The following is an 18,223-nucleotide window of genomic DNA, read 5'->3' as shown; positions in this document are numbered from 1 at the left end:
GTGCCCCAGAATTCATCTGCCTACCGTTTCCAACGCCGCCGCACCTGTTCCCCACTGGTCCAGCGCCAGATATGTTAACCTGTAGAAGCGTCAATAAACAGGTTTTGTTCCCCGTTATATTTATCAAGGCTCAAATAATTCTTTGCCTGCCGCTAAGGTGTGAATGCTTGTAGTGCTATTGAGAAGTCCAAAGAAGTCTATCTATGAGATCGGCACGCGTATTTTTTGAACAAGTTCTAAAATTTCTTTGGGCGGAGGCTTTGTCGCCAGCGTCGTGACCACGCCAACACCTGCGGCCAGCCACATGAACACAAAACCGATACCCTCCGGCGAGACGCCAAAGAGCCAGTGCGCCGGATCGGTATCAACGAATTTGAACCAGTAGATATAGCCGAACGTCGTGATGAGGCCGGTCAGCATGGACGCGATGGCGCCTTCCTTGTTCATCCGCTTCCAGAAGATGCCAAGGAAGATCACCGGGAACAGGGACGCCGCCGCGAGGCCAAAGGCGAACGCGACGACCTGAGCGACAAAACCCAGGCTATTGGAGAAGATGCCAAGCAGCCCGGCGGCAAAGACGGCACCCGCTGCCGCGCCGCGCGCAACGCGGAGCTCTGTCTTGTCGTCCATGGATTTGAACAGGGTCCGCCGGCAAAGATCGTGGCTAACGGCAGAACTGATCACCATGAGCAGGCCAGCCGCGGTGGACAGGGCGGCAGCGAGACCACCGGCGACAACCAAACCAATCACCCAGCCCGGCAGATTGGCGATCTGCGGATTGGCGAGAACGAAGATGTCGTTGTTCGGGCTGACTTCATTCTCAAGGCCGTCAGGGGCGTTCGGCCCGCGATACTGCATGACACCGTCGCCATTCTTGTCTTCGAAGGCGACGAGCCCTGTCGGCTCCCAGTCCTTGTACCATTGGGGCACTGGCTTGCCGCCTGCGGCCTCAATCTCGGCGGAGCGGGCGTCATAGTCGTCGTCGTCAGCGATGTAGGTCGCTTCATTCACGGTATCGATGAAGTTGATGCGTGCGAACGCGCCGACCGCTGGCGCGGTGGTGTAGAGGATGGCGATGAAGATCAGCGCCCAGCCAGCCGAGACGCGGGCGGCATCGGCGCTTTTTACGGTGAAGAAACGGATGATGACGTGCGGCAGGCCCGCCGTGCCGAACATCAGCGCAGCGGTGATGCAGAATACGTCGATCATCGACTTGTTGGTCTCTGTGTATTCCAGAAAGCCGAGATCGGTGACGACCGTGTTGAGCTTAGCGAGCATCGAAATGCCCTCGCCTTTCGCTTCGCCGATGAAGCCAAGCTGCGGCACAGGGTTTCCGGTGATGATCAGCGACATGAAGATCGCAGGCACCGTGAAGGCAAAGATCAGCACGCAATATTGCGCGACCTGCGTATAGGTGACGCCCTTCATCCCGCCAAGCACGGCGTAGAAGAAGACGATGACCATGCCGATGATGATGCCCCACTCGAACGGCACGCCAAGGAAGCCGGAGAAGGCAACACCCACGCCTTTCATCTGTCCCGCAATATAGGTGAAGGATACAAACAGTGCGCAGACGACCGCGATCACGCGGGCCGTCGTAGAATAATACCGGTCGCCAACGAAGTCCGGCACGGTGAACTTGCCAAACTCCCGCAGGAATGGCGCAAGCAGAAGCGCGAGCAGGACATAGCCGCCCGTCCACCCCATCAGATAGACAGACCCGCCATAGCCCATGAACGCGATGAGCCCGGCCATGGAGAGGAAGCTCGCCGCCGACATCCAGTCAGCTGCCGTCGCCATGCCGTTTACGGTCGGGTGAACATCATGGCCCGCAACGTAGAAATCATCGGTCGAACCGGCCCGCGCCCAGATGGCGATGCCGATATAGAGCGCGAAGGTCGTGACAACGAAAAAGAGTGTCCAGGGATCCAGCATATCAGCCCCTCACCCCATGCTTCTTCTCGATCTCGCGCATCGCCCAGCAATAGAAGAAAATCAGGACCACAAAGACATAGATCGAGCCTTGCTGCGCAAACCAGAAGCCGAGCGGCGCGCCGCCGACAGCCCATTGGTCGAGGAAATCGCGAAACAGGATGCCTGCGCCGAATGAAACGGCGAACCATATGACCAGCAGACCGATGGTCAGCCTGATCGTCGCCTGCCAGTAGGCGCGGCCTTCATCTGCGCTCGTATTTTCCTGCACGGCGCCCTCCCTCTTTTATTTGGTGTGAGCCTGCCGCCTTAGGCGCCGCTTTGCAATGATTATGGACGAAGCTGCCGCGAGGTTTATTGCGTTGGCGCAAAATGAAAACGGCGAGGCCGAAGCCTCGCCGTCTCGTTTCCGGTCAACCAGCCGACGTTCTAGTTACTCGGAACGTCGAGGGGGTCGCTGGTCCGATCAATCGGTGTGATCGTGATCGTGTCCGGATCAATTGGCGCGCCGAAGCGGGCCGTAGCAAATGCCGCCCCGAAACCTGCTCCAAAGCTCGACGCCGGATCGACCTGCCCTCCCGGGGGCGGAGGCGGCGGCGGTGGAGGAGGCGGTGGTGGCGGTGGAGGCGGAGGGGGTGGTGCTGGGGGCGGCACAGTCGGGCCGCCACCTCCATTGTCGCCCCCACCGCAGGCACTGATCCCCATGGCGGCAACGCCAGCGAGCAGTGCGAGCTTCAGATAGGAGTGTCTGTTGGTTTTCATGATCGCGCCTCCCTAGTTGTTCGGTGAGCCGGCGATCGGCGTGTTGAGGTATGGGAACTGGTTCTGCAGTTCGACCGCAGTGATCGGCGCGCCGTCGGTGAATGGCGCGGTCCCGACATTCGCATCCTCAGGGTCGCAGAAGCCGAGATCCGTTGAAGTACCGCCAATCGTTACCGGATGGCAGAGGCGCCCCATGACCACGCGCAGTGCGATGTCGACAGTGTCATCGCCTGGCCTGCGGCCATTCGGGAAGCCAGCAAGATCATCGCCCAGCACACCGAGATTGTTTTGCGACCCTCGCGGCGTTGCCGGAATGCCCATATTGAGGCGCATCATCTCTGACGGCGTCACACCGGCTGGCTGGTTCAGGCCTTCAATGCCGGTCAGGAATGCGGCAACCAGGTCCTGACGCGGCAGGTTCGTTGGCGCGATTGTCTCGAAATCCGTTCCGAGCGTGCCGTTCACGGCATCGCGGAAAAGGATATCGAGCAGGACTGGCAATGTCGGGTTGGTGACATAGTCGGCCAGAGCTGAGTCCTGCGTTGGCTGAGCTGCGTTGAACAGATCCTTGTCCGGCAGGCCAATGACGACTTCGTTCACGAGCGGCGCAGACAGGCGCGACTGCTGGACAAAGGCGCCGCCATAAAGCGATGTCTGGTTGTAGGTCGGCGACGGATCTTCAATCTCGGCCTGGGGCAGGCTCGCTGTTGTCCAGCCGCCGATAATGCCATCGCCATCCTCATCAAGGCAGCTGATCGGCACTTCAAGCGCAAGTGAGGTGACGTTCGCCTTGCCGACGAGATCGTCATTGGCGCGGTCCTGCGTAATCCCACCTGGGAAACCATTGCCATCGCCGGCACCAGCACTGCTGTCGCCCTCGATCGGCACAAGGTTCACCAGATCAAATACCTCACCGAGATTGACGGCGAAGGCCTCGGCACGCTGGCCCGCGAACACCCGGCCGGTGCCGCAACCTGGAATATCAATCGTGGAAATGAAGCTGTTTGCGTAGCCGGCATAGTCCGGCAGCGTCTTGTTGCCGATATTGTCGACTGGCTTTGTGAACCTGCCGAGCTCGGTACGTGTGCCTTCGCGGCGGTCGCCGGTTACAAGCGCAACTCTATAGGTTTCCAGTTCGCCGAGCGAGGCCTGATTGCCTGCACGAATCTGCCCCGCCTGACGAAGCGGGATGGAAAGTTGCTTGTCGCCTACCGGCACGGTGATACCAGTGCCATCGCGAAGGGTGTTCTCGAAATCGAACTGGAAGGTCAGGTCCTCAACGGCGTCACCATCGACGTCGACGTGAATCTCGTAGATCGCGTCCGGGTCCATCGTGAAATAGTTCGGCCCACCATATGGCGCCTGTAGCGGCTGATAGTTGGCGATAAAGGTCACATAGTCCGACCGGCCATTCTCATAGCTGCGGAACATGTAGAAGTCGGTGCCATCTACTTTTGGCTGTTCGGTGATTCCTGGCGCTTCGCGGTGGCTGGACGCCAGTGCTGGCGCGAGCAACGCGCCTGCAGCGGCGACAGTCAACGCTGCCATGGAGACATGAGACAATTTCATTTCGGCGTTCCCTCTCAAGAAAAGTTTGTCTGGCGCCCTTTCGTGTCAGACGCGGGGACAGTTACGACCCGGAAAGGTTTGAAGGTGCGCCGGCGGCAAAAAAAATCTGGCGGGAGCGCCGCGTGCGCTGCGAGGTCGAAGCGCTGCACCCGTTTCAGGGCGCCCATCGTAACTGTTTTGCATTTTGAGGAGGACAACCATGAAGCGCATGATTTCACTGTCGATTTTAGCCGCCACGGCGGTAGCGGGCAGCGCGCACGCCCACGATTTCTGGGTCCAGCCAGAAACCTTCACGCCAGCCGAAGGTGAGGGCTTGCCCGTCAGCCTTTTTGTCGGGCATGGCTCCGACAAATCAGATTGGCCAGTCAGCCCGCACCGCATAATCGGCTTTCAGACCCTCGGGCCAAATGGACCGCAAAGTCAGGTACGCGGCGCTGAAAGCCTGACCGGAGAGCTCTCGGTCACCCTCGACGCGCCGGGGATGCACCTCATTTCTGTCGAAACAACGAACAGCTTCAGCGAACTCGAAGCGGGCAAGTTTAATGACTATGCCGAGGAAGAAGGCATTCGCCCGATCATGCTGGATCGCGCCGCCAATCGCGCAGAAGACCAGCCCGGCAAGGAGCTTTACTCTCGCCGCGGCAAAGCGCTCGTTCAGGTGGGCTGCCCGGCGGAAGTGTCTGACGTCTGGGGCAAGGAGCTCGGCCTGACGCTCGAAGTCATTCCCGGTGCAAACCCGGTGGAGTGGGACGACGGCGACGTGATGCCAATCAAGGTGCACTATCACGGCGCCCCGGTCTCAGGCGCGACGCTTCATATCACGGATCTCGATGATGAAACGGTCCACTTCAGCGCCGAGACCGACGCCGAGGGAGAAGTTGATATCTCAGCGTCACTGACGGAAGGCCGCTGGCTCGTCCACACTGTCTGGGCTGAAGCCGCAGCAGGCCTGCTGGAAGGCGCTGACTATCAGACGGTCTTCTCAAGCTTGACTTTCGACACGCAAAGCCCCTGCCCCAGCTAAGAGGGCAGGCCGCCGGTCTAAGCGTCGACTTCTTTCAGCTCCTTCATCACCTTGTGCTCATGGCGCATGCCGAGGAAGAGGCTGATACAGCTTGCGAGCAGGATGGATGTGAAAGGCAGCGCGGCCGTGATCGTACCGGCCTGCAGGGAGTTTAGTGTATCGCGCCCGCCGCCATAGAGAAGCATGGAGGCCGTCACACCCAGCATGCACGCCCAGAAGACGCGCTGTGGCACGGGCGAATCCGTCTTGCCGCCAGACGTGATGCTGTCGATCACAAGCGCGCCAGAGTCTGCCGATGTGACGATGAACACAACGAGCAGGAAGATCGCGGCGCAGGATGTAATGATCGAGAATGGCAGGCTGTCCAGCATGTGGAAGAGCGTCAGCGCGGCGGTCGTCATGCCATCACCAAGCTCGCCCTGCCCGGCCTCATATTGCTGGATGGCGGTTTCCCCGAAGGTCGTGAACCAGAGAACGCATATCGCGACCGGCGCGAGAAGGACGACAGAGAAATACTCCCTGACCGTACGGCCTTTTGAAATGCGGGCGATGAACATGCCGACGAATGGCGACCAAGAAATCCACCAGGCCCAGTAGAAGATGGTCCAGTCGTGGAACCAGGCGGTGTCCTCACGCCCAAACCAGTTGGTCAGGCCCGGCGCATCCTTGATGTAAGCGAAAAAATTCTCTCCAAGTCCGCTAATGATGGCGATCGTCGGACCAGCGACGAGTACGAATAACATCAGGATGACCGCAATGGTCATGTTGATGTCCGACAAAAGCTTCACGCCGCCATCGAGACCGCGCAGCACGGATATGACGGCAAGGCCTGTGATGGCTGCGATCAGGAGCGTCTGGAGACCGACGCTGACCTGCATGCCGGTCAGGAAGCCAATGCCGCTGCTGGCTTGCGCGGCGCCGATGCCAATGGTGGTCGCGAGGCCGAAGACGGTAGAGATGACGGCGAAGGTGTCGATGACATGCCCCCAGAAGCCCCAGACGCGATCACCCAGGATCGGATAGAAGGCTGACCGGATAGTGAGCGGCAGACCTTTATTGTAGGCGAAGAAACCCAAGGCGAGGCCGACGACAGCGTAGACACCCCATGGGGCAACACCCCAGTGGAACAGCGTGGCACTGAAAGCGAGTTTGCGGGCCTGCTCACTGTCAGCCTCGACGTTAAGCGGCGTGCCGAACCAGTCTGAATAATAGGCGAGCGGCTCTGCGGACCCGTAGAACATGAAGCCGATGCCGACACCGGCCGCAAAGAGCATGGCAACCCAGGAGGGGATGCTGAACTCAGGCTTCGCATCAGGTCCGCCGAGACGGATTTTGCCAAGCGGCGAAAAAGCAAGCGCAAGACAGAAGAGAAGAATGAGCGGCGGCGTCAGCGCAAACAGCCAGTCGAACGTCTCAAGGGTCCAGGTTCTGGAAGCCTGCAAGGCAAAGCCGCTGGCCTGCGGGAATACGAGTGAGGTGATAGCGAAGACAAGAACAAGACCGGCGCTCAGGAAAAAGACCGGGTTGTGAATGTCGAGCCCGAACCATTCGACGTTGTCCTGTCCGACCTCATAATCTGTCGTGTACTCAGTATCACCGTCAGGTTCACTCATAATTCAATGTCTCCAGTATGGAAATCGCCGTCGATTGTTTGAAAGACGAATAATTAGAATAGTCCTGATCTTTATATCAGGGGCCGACTTTCAAGGTTTCAACAAATATCTAAACATGTTGCAATGTTGCAACCACGCATAAACATATTGAAATTATTGAATTTTTTGCACCGCAGCATACGTTCGGGTCCACAAACATGGCAAATTATTGACTATTTTATTTTATTTGATGAACTAACGCCCTATGTGGGGTCGGTGCCCGGGCGCGATTTGGTTTCAGACTGAAACCCGCGAGGGGGCCTTTCGCATGTCTACACGCGACCACGAATAAATGGGGTAATTCATGAACAAGCTTTTCGGCGGAGCATCGTTGCTCGCCATCGGCACTATTGTAGCTGCCACTCCGGCAATGGCGCAGTCTCAGGAACCGGCTGCCCAGAACAACAGACGTCTGACAACCGTAACGGTCACCGCGACCAAGCGTTCCGAGAGCGCGCAGGATATTCCTGTCACGGTCAGCGCGCTTGGCGAGCAGGAGCTCGACAACCTCGGCGTCAAGAACTTCAGCGACTATCTGGTCCAGCTGCCTGGCGTGACCGCTGGCGGCTCCGGTCCAGGCCAGAACACGATCTATATCCGCGGCCTCGCCTCCACGACACCAAACCTGACGGTTGCTGGTGTGGCAGGCCTCGCACCGAACGTCTCTTTCTATCTCGACGAGCAGCCTCTGGCGCAACCAGGCCGTAACCTCGATGTGTACGCAGCCGACCTTGAGCGCGTAGAGGTCCTCTCCGGCCCGCAGGGCACGCTGTTCGGCGCGAGCTCGCAGGCAGGTACGGTCCGCCTCATCACCAACAAGCCGTCGCTTGCTGGCTTTGACGCCGGCTTCAAGGCATCGACCGCGTTCACCGATGGCGGTGAGATGAGCAACAGCGTCGAAGCGATGATCAACCTGCCGGTGACCGACAAGCTCGCTGTGCGCGGTGTTGTCTATACCGACACCCAGGGCGGCTATATCGACAATGTCGGCGGCACGCTTTCGACCCGCGAATCCGCTCGCTTCCGTGCACAAGGCACCGTCCGCGACAACGGCGTTCCGGTCTCTGCACAGCGCGAAGGCTTCCAGGCCGGCGCTGACCTTTCAGGCGTGACCTTTATCGATGCGAATAACGGTACGATTGCCGAGAACGACGTCAATGATGTGACGTATCAGGGCTTCCGTCTAAGCGGCTATTACGAGTTCAATCAGGACTGGGACCTGCTGATCCAGCACTCGCAACAGGGCATTGAAGCCGACGGCGTCTTTTTCGCTGACCCAGAACTCGACGATTACGACATCGTCCGCTTCACGCCTGAAAAGATCGAAGACGACTTCCACTCCACCGCCTGGACGCTCGAAGGCCGCCTCGGCATGCTCGAAGCGATCTATACCGGTGCGTACACTGAGCGGACGACTGATCAGGTCGTCGATTATTCCGACTACCTCTTCGTTGGCCAGTATCTGCCCTATTATATCTGTGACTATGACGTGACCTATCCGACGGGCGCTGCGCCTGCGGGCACGTGTTACGCCCCGAACCTTTCGGTGCGTTCGCACTCGGAAACGAAGGTCCAGACGCACGAGCTGCGCTTCAACACGCCAGATGAATATCGCTGGCGCGCAACCTTCGGTGCGTTCTACAGCGACCTCGAACTCGCTGAGCGCAACGACTTTATCTATCCGGGCTCCACGCAGGTGGTTTACACCGATGGGTCTGTTGGCTTCGCGCCAAACTTCCCGCTGACCAATGGCGCGGCGACGCCGGGCGATGTGGGCGATGAGACGCAAGGCTATTTCAGTCAGCCTGGTCCGTTCCCGGCAGGCGTCATCTTCCGCAATGACGTACTTCGCACTGACGAACAGATCGGTATCTTCGGTGAGACGACATTCGACCTCACAGACCAGTTCGCCCTCACGCTGGGCGCACGGTATTACGATGTCGAAGTTGACCTTGAAGGCTCAGCCAACTCGTCCTTCTTCAACCTGTTTGCTGACACCGACCAGCAGGTCTTCGGTACGAACATCTCGTTCCTGTACGGACCTAACGGCCCTGCGGATGCTCCCGACAAGGCAGCGACCGACGGCGTTATCCTGAAAGCGACCGGTGAATGGACGCCGACCGAGAATACGCTCTTCTACGCGACGTATTCCGAAGGCTACCGCGCTGGTCTTCTCAACCGTCCAGGCGGCGCAGCAGGTCCGAACAATTACACCGTGCCTTACGCCGTCGATACGGATGAAGTTCAGAACTATGAACTCGGCTGGAAAACCGAACTGTTCGACAATTCGCTTCGCTTCAATGGCGCAGCCTTCTTCGTCGACATTGAAGGCCTCCAGACGACCATTTTCGACCCGTCCATCGTCAACCTCTTCTTCTCCGATAACGCGGCGAATGCAGAGCTGAAGGGCATCGAGGGTGACTTCACCTGGCTTCCGGCAAGCATTGATGGCCTGACCGTTGCAGGCGCCTTCTCGCTCCTGGATTCGGAAATCACGGACGTTCTTGTTCCTACTGACGATGTCGTCGTGGGCTCCGAGCTGGCTTTCGCGCCGGCCTATCAGGGCAATCTGCGCGTTCGCTATGAGTGGGATCTCGAGCAGGAGATTGCCGGTCAGCGCGTGCGGGCTCACATCATGCCGCAAGTGGTCTTCTCCGATGACTCCGTCACCGACGTGATCGAGATCAACAAGATGGACCTCGATGGCTATGTGACCTTCGGCGCCACCGCAGGCATCACGGGTGACAATTGGGGCGCGGAACTCTTCGCCACCAACCTCACCAATGAATATGCCGAGCTTAGCGGCAGCTTCATCTTCGACCGTGAGCGGGTCACCCCGATCCGTCCACGCACGATCGGCATCCGTCTGAAGTACGACTACTAGTCGTCAACGGAGCCAAACTTGCTTCTATCGCAGCGTCCCGGTTATTCGGGACGCTGCATTACTTTTGAATGGATGAAATGACCGAAGCGGAAACGACAGCCGATCAGCTGAAACAGGTTCGCGCTCTGATGCAGCGCGGGGAGTTCAAGGCAGCTTCCGATGCTTTGGATATCATCCTCAAGGACACACCGGACCATCAGGACGCCATCTATATGGCTGCCGCCTGCGCCCGGTATCTGGGTGAGACGGACACCGCCTTCCGTCATCTCGATCACCTCAAACACCTGTCACCTGATTTTGGCCGCGCCTTTCAGGAAGAAGGGCATCTGCACCGCAAGACCGGCCACGGCGATGCGGCGCTGACCGCCTATCAGCGCGCCGTGCGCTACAATCCGGCGCTTGTCGCCAGCTGGACGGCGCAGGCCGAAATCCTCTCCGCATCGGGGCGCGCTGAAGACGCCGCCCATGCTCGCGCGCAGGCCGACAGGCTGAAGCGGCTGCCTCCAGAACTGCTGGCCGTCACCAACTATGTGCATGAAGGCCGCCTCATCCATGCAGAGCGGATTGCCCGCGCCTTCCTTCAGAAGAACCCGCGTCACATTGAAGGCATGCGCCTTCTTGCAGATATCGGCACGCGGCTTGGTGTGCATGAGGATGCAGACTTTCTTCTGGAGACAGCGATCGAGCTCGACCCGGCCAATCCGCAGCTTCGCATCGACCATGTTCAGGTGCTGCGCAAACGCCAGAAATACGAAGCGGCCCTCACGCAGGCCGAACAACTTCTGAAGCATGACCCGGAAAGCCCGGTCTTCAAATCGATCTACGCCATCGAGGCCATGCAAGCGGGCAATTATAACGAAGCGCTGGGCATCTTTGACGAGGTACTCAGCGTTCTTCCCGACGATCTTGCAACGTTGACCTCGCAAGGCCACGCGCTGAAGACCGCTGCGCGCACCGAGGAAGCGATTGCATCCTACCGCCGGGCCGTTGAGGTAAACCCGCTGCACGGCGATGCCTGGTATGCCCTCGCCAATCTGAAGACCTACAAGTTCAGCCCCGCCGATATCGACGTCATGCGAGGGGCGCTATCCGATCCCAACCTGCACTTCATGGGCCGCGTCCACCTCGCCTTTGCGCTCGGCAAGGCACTGGAAGACGCGAAGTCCTATGATGAGGCTTTCGAGGCCTATAGCAGCGGCAACGGGCTGAAGAAGGCGCAGATCCGCTACACGACCGAGCAGATGCGCGCCGAGGCCGATGGACAGATCGAGCACTGTACGCGCGATCTGTTCGAGAAACGCGCCGGTGCTGGCCATGGCGACCCGGCCCCTATCTTTATCGTCGGCCTTCCCCGTGCAGGCTCGACGCTGATCGAGCAGATCCTCGCTTCGCACAGCCAAGTCGATGGCACGCTGGAATTGCCGAACATCCTTTCGCTGGCTCACCGGCTGCGCGGGCGCAAACAGATTTCAGACCGTGAGCGCTATCCGCGGATTCTGCATGAATTGCCGGATGAGGAGCTGGCAGCCCTCGGCCAGGACTATATCGCCAATACGGCGATCCATCGCCGCGGCGCGCCCTTCTTTACAGACAAGATGCCCAATAATTTCAGGCATATCGGGCTGATCAGCCTGATCCTGCCAAATGCGAAGATCATCGACGCGCGCCGTGAACCGATGGCCTGTTGCTTCTCAGGCTTCAAGCAGCTCTTCGCTGAAGGTCAGGAGTTCAGCTACAGCCTCGACGATATTGGCAATTACTACCGCATCTATATCGAGATGATGGCGCATTGGGACCGCGTGCTTCCGGGCAAGGTGCTGCGCGTCCAGCATGAGGATGTCATCGACGATCTTGAAGGTCAGGTCCGGCGTATCCTGGATTATTGCGGCCTGCCTTTTGAGCAGGCCTGCGTCGACTTCCACAAGACAGAGCGCGCCGTCCGCACGGCAAGTTCGGAACAGGTCCGCCAGCCGATCAGCCGCTCCGGCGTCGACCAGTGGCGCAACTTTGAAGCGCATCTCGGCCCGCTGAAAGACGCGCTTGGCCCTGCCCTCACGGACTATCGCTAGTTCTCAGGCAAAGTGCAGCCGGCGGTACTTGCCCTTGAAATAAAGAAGCGGATCGCGGCGCGGCTCGTACTTTGCGCGCTCCACCTTGCCGATGAGGATCACATGGTCCCCGCCATCATGCATGTCGAACTTGATACATTCGAAATTGGCGAGAGCGCCTGAAATGAGCGGCGATCCGTACTGACCTTCCTGCCATGGCGTCTGCGAGAACCTGTCCTCGCCCGGCATGGCAAACGTGTTGGAAACAGGCTGCTGGCCAATATGCAGGACGTTGACGGCAAAGCGCTTCGAGGCCTCCAGCGCTTCAAGACTGGACGAGCTTTTGGCGATGCAGACCAGCAGCAGCGGAGGGTCCAGCGAGACCGAGGTAAAGGAGTTTGCCGTCAATCCGACTGGCTCACCTTCTGCCGACATGGTGGTGACGACCGTCACCCCGGTCGCAAAGCAGCCGAGCGCGTCACGCAGTGTTCGCGCATCCGATCCCTGCTTGTAATCAGGCATCACGCGCGGGACGCGGCGTTCCAGAAAGTCGAGCAGGACGGCGCTGAATGCATCAGACCGGTCGAATACGGCAAGGTGGCCGGCGTCTTCGATCTCTGCGAACTCTGCGGTGGCAACCTTCTCGACGAAGCGGTTTGCGGCGTCGCGGTTGCCAAAGCTGCTGAGAGCGCCGCGGACGAACAGGACCGGCACTTTGAGGCCGGAGGCGGCGAGCGATATACGCTCACTCGACTTTTCGACATCGATCACGTCACCGAAGACCGGATCGACATTCTCCGTCTGAGCCGGGGCCGAGCGGATAGAGGCCGCGAGTGCGCCAGCGGTGCGAAGGTCAATTTCTGGCGGGGCATCTGCGAGGACAAGGCCGGATGCGAGGTGGGCCCCGTCCTCCCCGATTGCCGTCAGCGCGATCCAGCCGCCGAGCCCTGCTCCGACAACAACAGGACGCGAAGCAAGCTGCGCGAGCACGGCGCGCAGGTCTTCCACGCAAGCATCAAATTCATAGCGCGCATCTTCAGAGCGCGCGCTGCGGCCATGGCCGCGAAGATCAAGACTGATGACATGGCGGCCCGCCTTCACCAGCGCGTCGGCCGTTTCCTGCCAGACGTGACGGGTCTGCCCGCCGCCGTGAAGCAGCAGAACGGACGGGTCATCTTCCGATCCGCGCATGTCTGCGCTGAGTAGAAGACCGCCGAAGCCTTTGAATTCGCGTTCTGCCATCAATCCTGCCCGTTGCCGCCTGAGACGTGCTCACTGCCTCATTTAGGGCGCTTTACCAATCCGCGAAGGGGAGAAACATTGGCAGAAACAGTCGATTGCTTCGTCGTCAGCCCATTTAACTAATTCGCGTAATCGGCGACATGCATCGACGTGCCGGGCAAGTTTGGTTACTAACTTGTGCAGGGCTGCGCATGAGACGCCGTTACTGGAAAGGATATCAGGATGAGCGATCAAACAGGATCAAGCAGATCCCGGCCAAAAGTGGGGACTTTGAGGCGGATCGAAAAGATCACGCCACTGCTAGTTTTCCCCTTTATAGTTTACGTCATCATGGCCGTTATTGCGGGCGGCCAGCACATGGACGAGACGCCAGCGATTGCTGGAACGCTCAATGCAACGCTGTTCTCGATTTCGATGGTGTCCGGCGTCAGCTGGAAGATGCAGGTTGGGGATATCCTGCTACTCGTCTCGCTGGTGCTGCTGTCAATCGAACTCATGAAATCGACGAGCTCGCGCTCCAGCGCCATGATTAATCACATGGCGTCGATGGCGGTACTGCTAACCTGCATCGTATGCTTCATCCTGTTCGCCAATTTCGCGACCGCCACTTTCTTCCTCTTCACCTGTCTCGTCCTCATCGACGTCATGGTGGGCGTGATCGTGAGCATCGTGTCGGCCCGCCGCGACTTCGGCGTTGGCGACGGCTTCGGCAGCTAGCTTTCAAAATTTAACTCAGGATGCGGGCGCAGCTTTATCGCTGTGCCCGTTTTCATTTTCGACACGGCTGTCTGGCACGCCGAAGATGCGCAGATGGATGGTCAGCAGGGCTGGCAATATGAAGATGAGAAGGAAGGTCCCGATCAGGATACCAAAGCCAAGCGAGATGGCTGTCGGGATCAGGAACTGGGCCTGAATGCTCGTCTCGAGGATGATTGGCGTCACACCAAGGAAGGTCGTGAGCGTCGTCAGCAGGATCGCCCTGAAGCGGTCGAGCATGGCCGACACGACCGCTTCCACAGGCTCTTCACCATTCTCAAGCCGCTCATTGAGGAAGTCAGTCACCATCAGCGACGCGTTGATGATGACGCCCGAGAGGCCAATGATCCCGAAGAAAGACAGAAGCGTCAGGTCCGCGCCGAGCAGGCCATGTCCGATCAGTGCGCCCACATAGCCGAACGGGATGGCGCCCATGATGACGAGCGGCTGGCTGTATGAGCGAAAGTTGAGCGCCAGCAGGCTGTAGATCACGATAAGTGCCAGCATGAAGTTCCGTGCGAGCACAGGCTGGGCTTCGGCCTGATCCTCCTGATCGCCGGAAACCTGCATGGTGAGGTCTTCATAGTCCTGCTGAAGCTCCGGCAGGGCCTGTTCGAACATATAGGCCGAGACGGTGTCAGCCGTGGTGATGTCCTCATCGACGAAGGCGTTGAGCGAATAGATACGCCGCCCGTTCACGCGGTTGATGGCTGCCGGTGCGGGCGCGATGGTAAGGTCGGCAAGCGCCTCCATAGGGATATAGCCTTCACCCACTTTCACGCGCAGGCGCTTCAGCGTCTCGAGCGAAGCCCGCTCACCTTCCGGCAGGCGGACGCGGACGGGAATTTCCTCGCGGTCGCGCTGGATGCGGACGGCTTCTGCGCCAAAGAAGGCCGCACGAACCTCCCGGGCCAGATCGCTCTGCGTGAGGCCGTAATTGCGCGCGAGCGGTTTCAGCTGGATCTGGACTTCTTCAGTTGTCCGGAAGCGGTCGTCACGAACGTCATAGACGCCGGGGCGGCTTTCGAGTGCGCGTCGAAGTTCCAGCACGGCTTCGCGTGTTTCCTCGTCTGTGCGCGCAGATATCTGTAGCTGGATAGGCGCGCCGGGACTGACGAGGTCAGAGGTGAAGGTGAGCTTTTCTGCGCCGGGGATGCGGCCAACCTGTTCGCGCCAGGCGCGCTCAAAGTCACGCGCGGCAAAATCGCGGCTGCTCGACTCCTGAAGCTGGGCGACGACGAAAGCGCGGTTACCCGAGATGGCGCCGGCGCCGCCGCCTGTGGCGTTGGCTTCGTTACCGCCGAGTGGTTCGGCGATCTGCCACAGCACACCCACGAGGCCGTCGTCGCGGCTGGTTACATCTTCGATCGCGAGCGTGGCGGCCTGTTCGATCTGCATCGCAAACCGGCGCGTCTGATCTTCCGAGCTGCCTTCAGCAAGCTCCAGTTCCGCAGTGACGTAGTCGCCCTCTACTGCTGGGAAGAAGATGAATTTGACATAGCCGCTGGCCGTCAGCGCCTGCGTGGCGAAGAGGATGCCAAAACCCATCAGTAGGACCATGACCGGGCGCAGGACAACAAACTGCATCGCTTTCTTCAGCGGCCCTGCAGAGAATTTGCGCAGCGCACCGGCAACACGGTCGCGCACCGGGTCGGCAAAGCGGCGGGGCGAATATCGTCCGGGAGGCTCATCGCTGAGATGAGAGAGATGCCGCGGCAGCACGAAGAGGCTTTCGACCAGCGACAAAAAGAGCAGCACGATCACGACGGCTGAGACCTGACCCAGAAACTGTCCGAACAGGCCCGGTACGAGAAGGATCGGCACGAAAGCTGTCATCGTAGTCGAAACCGAGAAGAGGACGGGCCGCGCCACGCGCGTCACACCGAGACGCGCAGCCTCCATCTGCCCTGCCCCGGCACGCCAGTTGGCGTGGATGTTCTCCCCCACCACGATAGCGTCATCGACGATAATGCCGATGGCCAGGATGAAGCCGAACAGCGAGAGTTGGTTGATGGTGATGCCAAAGATGAGCATCGGGAAGAAAGCGCCGACAAAGCTGACACCCACCCCCAGCGCAACCCAGAAAGCGATCCTGATGTCGAGGAAGAGTAAGAGCAGCAGCGTCACCAGCACCAAACCCAGCACGGCGTTGCGGACGAGAAGATCGATGCGCGAGCGAAGGTTTACCGCCTCGTCGCGCCAGAGCACATACTCGACATTCCCCGGCAACGCCGCGTCGATCTCAGTGTCGAGATACTCACGGACAATCTGCGCATTATCGAGCGTCTTTTCCCGCCCGACCCTGAAAACGGACACCGTGACCGCCGGGTCGCCTGCATAATTGGCCTCTACCGGATCATCAGAAAGTCCGTCATGGATGGCTGCGATATCCTCGAGATAGATTGGCGCGCCATTGCGGCCTGCGCCAACCACGATGTTCTCGAACTCAGCGCCAGTTCTGCGTTCTCCGACGGCGCGCACACGAAGAAGCTGGCGGTCATTCTCGATCTCGCCTGCGGACAGATCGAGACTCTGCTGGGATATCACCTGCGCAATCGATGTGAGGCTGAGATTGCGCGCACGCAGCTCTTCTTCGGAAACGGCGATTTCGATCAGATAGTCAGCAACGCCGCCGATCTCGACCAGCGAAAGGCCGTCCTTGGCTGCGAGTTCTCTTCTCACACGGTCGGCGGCCTGTTTCAGTGTCTGCCGATCTGTATCGCCATGAAGAATGATCTGGGCGACCAGCTCGTCAGCCTCGACCTCTGAAATCTGCGGGGCCTCTGCCGCCTGAGGGAAAACAGTGATCCGGCCGATCTCGTTCTTCACCTCGTCGAGCATCTCGGAGATGTCTTCGCTTTCGGGAATATCGACGACGACATTGCCAACGCCGGAGGCGGCGAGACTGGTGATCTTGTCGATCCCCTCAAGTCCTTCCAGCCGCTCTTCAATGGGGCGAACAATGGAAGTCTCTACGTCCTCAGGCGTCGCGCCCGGGTAAGGGACGGTGACGGAAATCGTATAGGTCTCAATCGGCGGAAAAACGCGTACATTCAGGGCAGACAGAGAGGCCAGTCCCGATATGACGAGGAAGACCATCAGGAGGTTTGCCGCCACCCGGTTGGCAAGGACGCCCTCGATCATCCGGATCAAGACTGGGTCTCCTGCAGGTGCACCCGCATCCCGTCGATTTCTTCTGCCAGAACTGTAAGCATCAGACTGTCGCCGGCAGACAGTCCCGGCGCGCGGATCAGCACACCGTCCTCATCACGATCAACCGTTTCGACATTGACGCGGCGGATCTGTTCATTGGTGCCGACGACCCACACAAACGCATCCTGACGGACCGCCCCGTCTGGCACACGCCACATCGGCGTATCGGAGCGTCCTTCGATCAGGAGGTCCATATAGTCGCCTGCAAAGATGTCGCCCTGGTTCTCTGGCGCGAAGGCGTCCGGGAAGACGGCGATGACCGTTGCCGTGCGCGATTGCTGATCAATTTCAGGCGAAAATTCAGCGAGATAGCCATCAATATCTGTCGCACTGAGTGAAGTGGCGTTTGGCACAGCCCTTACGGGCAGCTGAGTGTCACCGCGCACCGCCAGTGCACTGCGCACAGCCCGGACATCCTTGGCAGGCAGGCCGGCCTGTATCTCGCCCTCGCCTGCGCTGATCAGCCGGGCGAGCGGTTGGCCCGGTGAGACGAAGGTGCCCGGCGCAACTGTTTCGGAAACGACAATGGCGTCGAAAGGCGAAACGATCGACGACTTCTGAAGATTGCGTCTTGCGATCACAAGCTGGGATCTAGCCTGCCTGACGCCGGCCTCGGCGTCCTCATAGGCGGCGATGGCTTGCTCGGCAGCCTTTTCCGGGGAGGCGCCAATGTCAGCGAGATTGATCTGGCGATCACGTTCGGCTTCGGCCTGACTCAGGCGTGCTTCAGCTGTCGCGAGCTGCGCTTGCGCACGCTCCAGATTGGCGCGGAGGTCTCCGTCATCGATCTGCAGGATGGTTTCACCCCGGCCGATACGCCCACCGGCCTGCAGGTCCGGATTGACGTTTGTGACCTTGCCAGACACTTCGCCCACTAGGTCGAGACGCTCGCGGGGCTGGATACGGCCCGGCGCCCTTACCATGAAGGTCGAGCCAGCCTGCTCGGGGCGAACCGTCTCGACATAGGGAATGCTGTCTTCCTGCGCGACGGCGCCTTCTTCAGGACCACTTCCCGCACCGGCCAGCATCATGATCAGAATACCAAGGCCAAGCACCCCGAGACCTGCGAGCCACCAGATCCAGCTCGGCTTCTTTTCAGATTCCTGTGATCGGTAATCTTCAGACATGGCTGTTTCGATCT

Annotated in this window: 12 protein-coding genes; 4 read left to right on the top strand and 8 right to left on the bottom strand. The window is 59.5% G+C overall.

Features of this window, described 5'->3' with window-relative positions:
• Positions 1-201: 201 nt before the first annotated feature.
• From KUV46_10820 to KUV46_10805, 4 genes are all read right to left on the bottom strand, one after another.
• Positions 202-1,932, bottom strand: coding sequence for a cation acetate symporter (locus tag KUV46_10820; GenBank protein ID QYJ02394.1), 1,731 nt, complete (start codon positions 1,930-1,932; stop codon positions 202-204).
• A gap of 4 nt (positions 1,933-1,936) precedes the next feature.
• Positions 1,937-2,203, bottom strand: coding sequence for a DUF4212 domain-containing protein (locus tag KUV46_10815; protein QYI99834.1), 267 nt, complete (start codon positions 2,201-2,203; stop codon positions 1,937-1,939).
• Positions 2,204-2,361: 158 nt separating this feature from the next.
• On the bottom strand, positions 2,362-2,694 hold the full coding sequence (locus KUV46_10810) for a hypothetical protein (protein ID QYI99833.1): 333 nt from the start codon (positions 2,692-2,694) through the stop codon (positions 2,362-2,364).
• A gap of 12 nt (positions 2,695-2,706) precedes the next feature.
• The gene (locus KUV46_10805) at positions 2,707-4,263 is read right to left on the bottom strand and encodes a DUF4331 domain-containing protein (GenBank protein ID QYI99832.1); all 1,557 of its coding nucleotides are present in this window, start codon (positions 4,261-4,263) and stop codon (positions 2,707-2,709) included.
• Positions 4,264-4,462: 199 nt separating this feature from the next.
• Between KUV46_10805 and KUV46_10800 the strand changes: the two genes are divergently transcribed.
• Positions 4,463-5,287, top strand: a complete 825-nt coding sequence (locus tag KUV46_10800; protein ID QYI99831.1) for a DUF4198 domain-containing protein — start codon at positions 4,463-4,465, stop codon at positions 5,285-5,287.
• 17 nt (positions 5,288-5,304) lie between these two features.
• On the opposite strand, the gene KUV46_10795 is transcribed toward KUV46_10800, so the two are convergent.
• Positions 5,305-6,900, bottom strand: a complete 1,596-nt coding sequence (locus KUV46_10795) for a BCCT family transporter (GenBank protein QYI99830.1) — start codon at positions 6,898-6,900, stop codon at positions 5,305-5,307.
• Between the two features lie 343 nt (positions 6,901-7,243).
• Between KUV46_10795 and KUV46_10790 the strand changes: the two genes are divergently transcribed.
• Together KUV46_10790 and KUV46_10785 are read left to right on the top strand one after the other, a co-directional pair.
• Positions 7,244-9,823 carry a TonB-dependent receptor gene (locus tag KUV46_10790; protein ID QYI99829.1) on the top strand — a complete coding sequence of 860 codons (2,580 nt, stop codon included), beginning with the start codon at positions 7,244-7,246 and terminating at the stop codon, positions 9,821-9,823.
• A gap of 77 nt (positions 9,824-9,900) precedes the next feature.
• On the top strand, positions 9,901-11,892 hold the full coding sequence (locus tag KUV46_10785; protein ID QYI99828.1) for a sulfotransferase: 1,992 nt from the start codon (positions 9,901-9,903) through the stop codon (positions 11,890-11,892).
• 3 nt (positions 11,893-11,895) lie between these two features.
• On the opposite strand, the gene KUV46_10780 is transcribed toward KUV46_10785, so the two are convergent.
• On the bottom strand, positions 11,896-13,113 hold the full coding sequence (locus KUV46_10780; GenBank protein ID QYI99827.1) for an alpha/beta fold hydrolase: 1,218 nt from the start codon (positions 13,111-13,113) through the stop codon (positions 11,896-11,898).
• 330 nt (positions 13,114-13,443) lie between these two features.
• Between KUV46_10780 and KUV46_10775 the strand changes: the two genes are divergently transcribed.
• Positions 13,444-13,830 (top strand): hypothetical protein, encoded by a 387-nt coding sequence (locus KUV46_10775; protein QYI99826.1) that lies wholly within the window; start codon positions 13,444-13,446, stop codon positions 13,828-13,830.
• Positions 13,831-13,845: 15 nt separating this feature from the next.
• On the opposite strand, the gene KUV46_10770 is transcribed toward KUV46_10775, so the two are convergent.
• Positions 13,846-17,022, bottom strand: coding sequence for an efflux RND transporter permease subunit (locus KUV46_10770; protein QYI99825.1), 3,177 nt, complete (start codon positions 17,020-17,022; stop codon positions 13,846-13,848).
• Positions 17,019-18,209: an efflux RND transporter periplasmic adaptor subunit gene (locus KUV46_10765; protein ID QYI99824.1), complete on the bottom strand. Its 1,191-nt coding sequence runs from the start codon at positions 18,207-18,209 to the stop codon at positions 17,019-17,021. Before KUV46_10765 ends, KUV46_10770 begins: the two co-directional genes overlap by 4 nt.
• Positions 18,210-18,223 lie beyond the last annotated feature (14 nt).

It is taken from the genome of Thalassovita mediterranea (assembly GCA_019448215.1).
In the GTDB taxonomy this organism is placed as follows: domain Bacteria; phylum Pseudomonadota; class Alphaproteobacteria; order Caulobacterales; family Hyphomonadaceae; genus Henriciella.
Note: the sequence above shows the minus strand (reverse complement) of the source record. Positions and strands in the feature narration are given on the sequence as shown.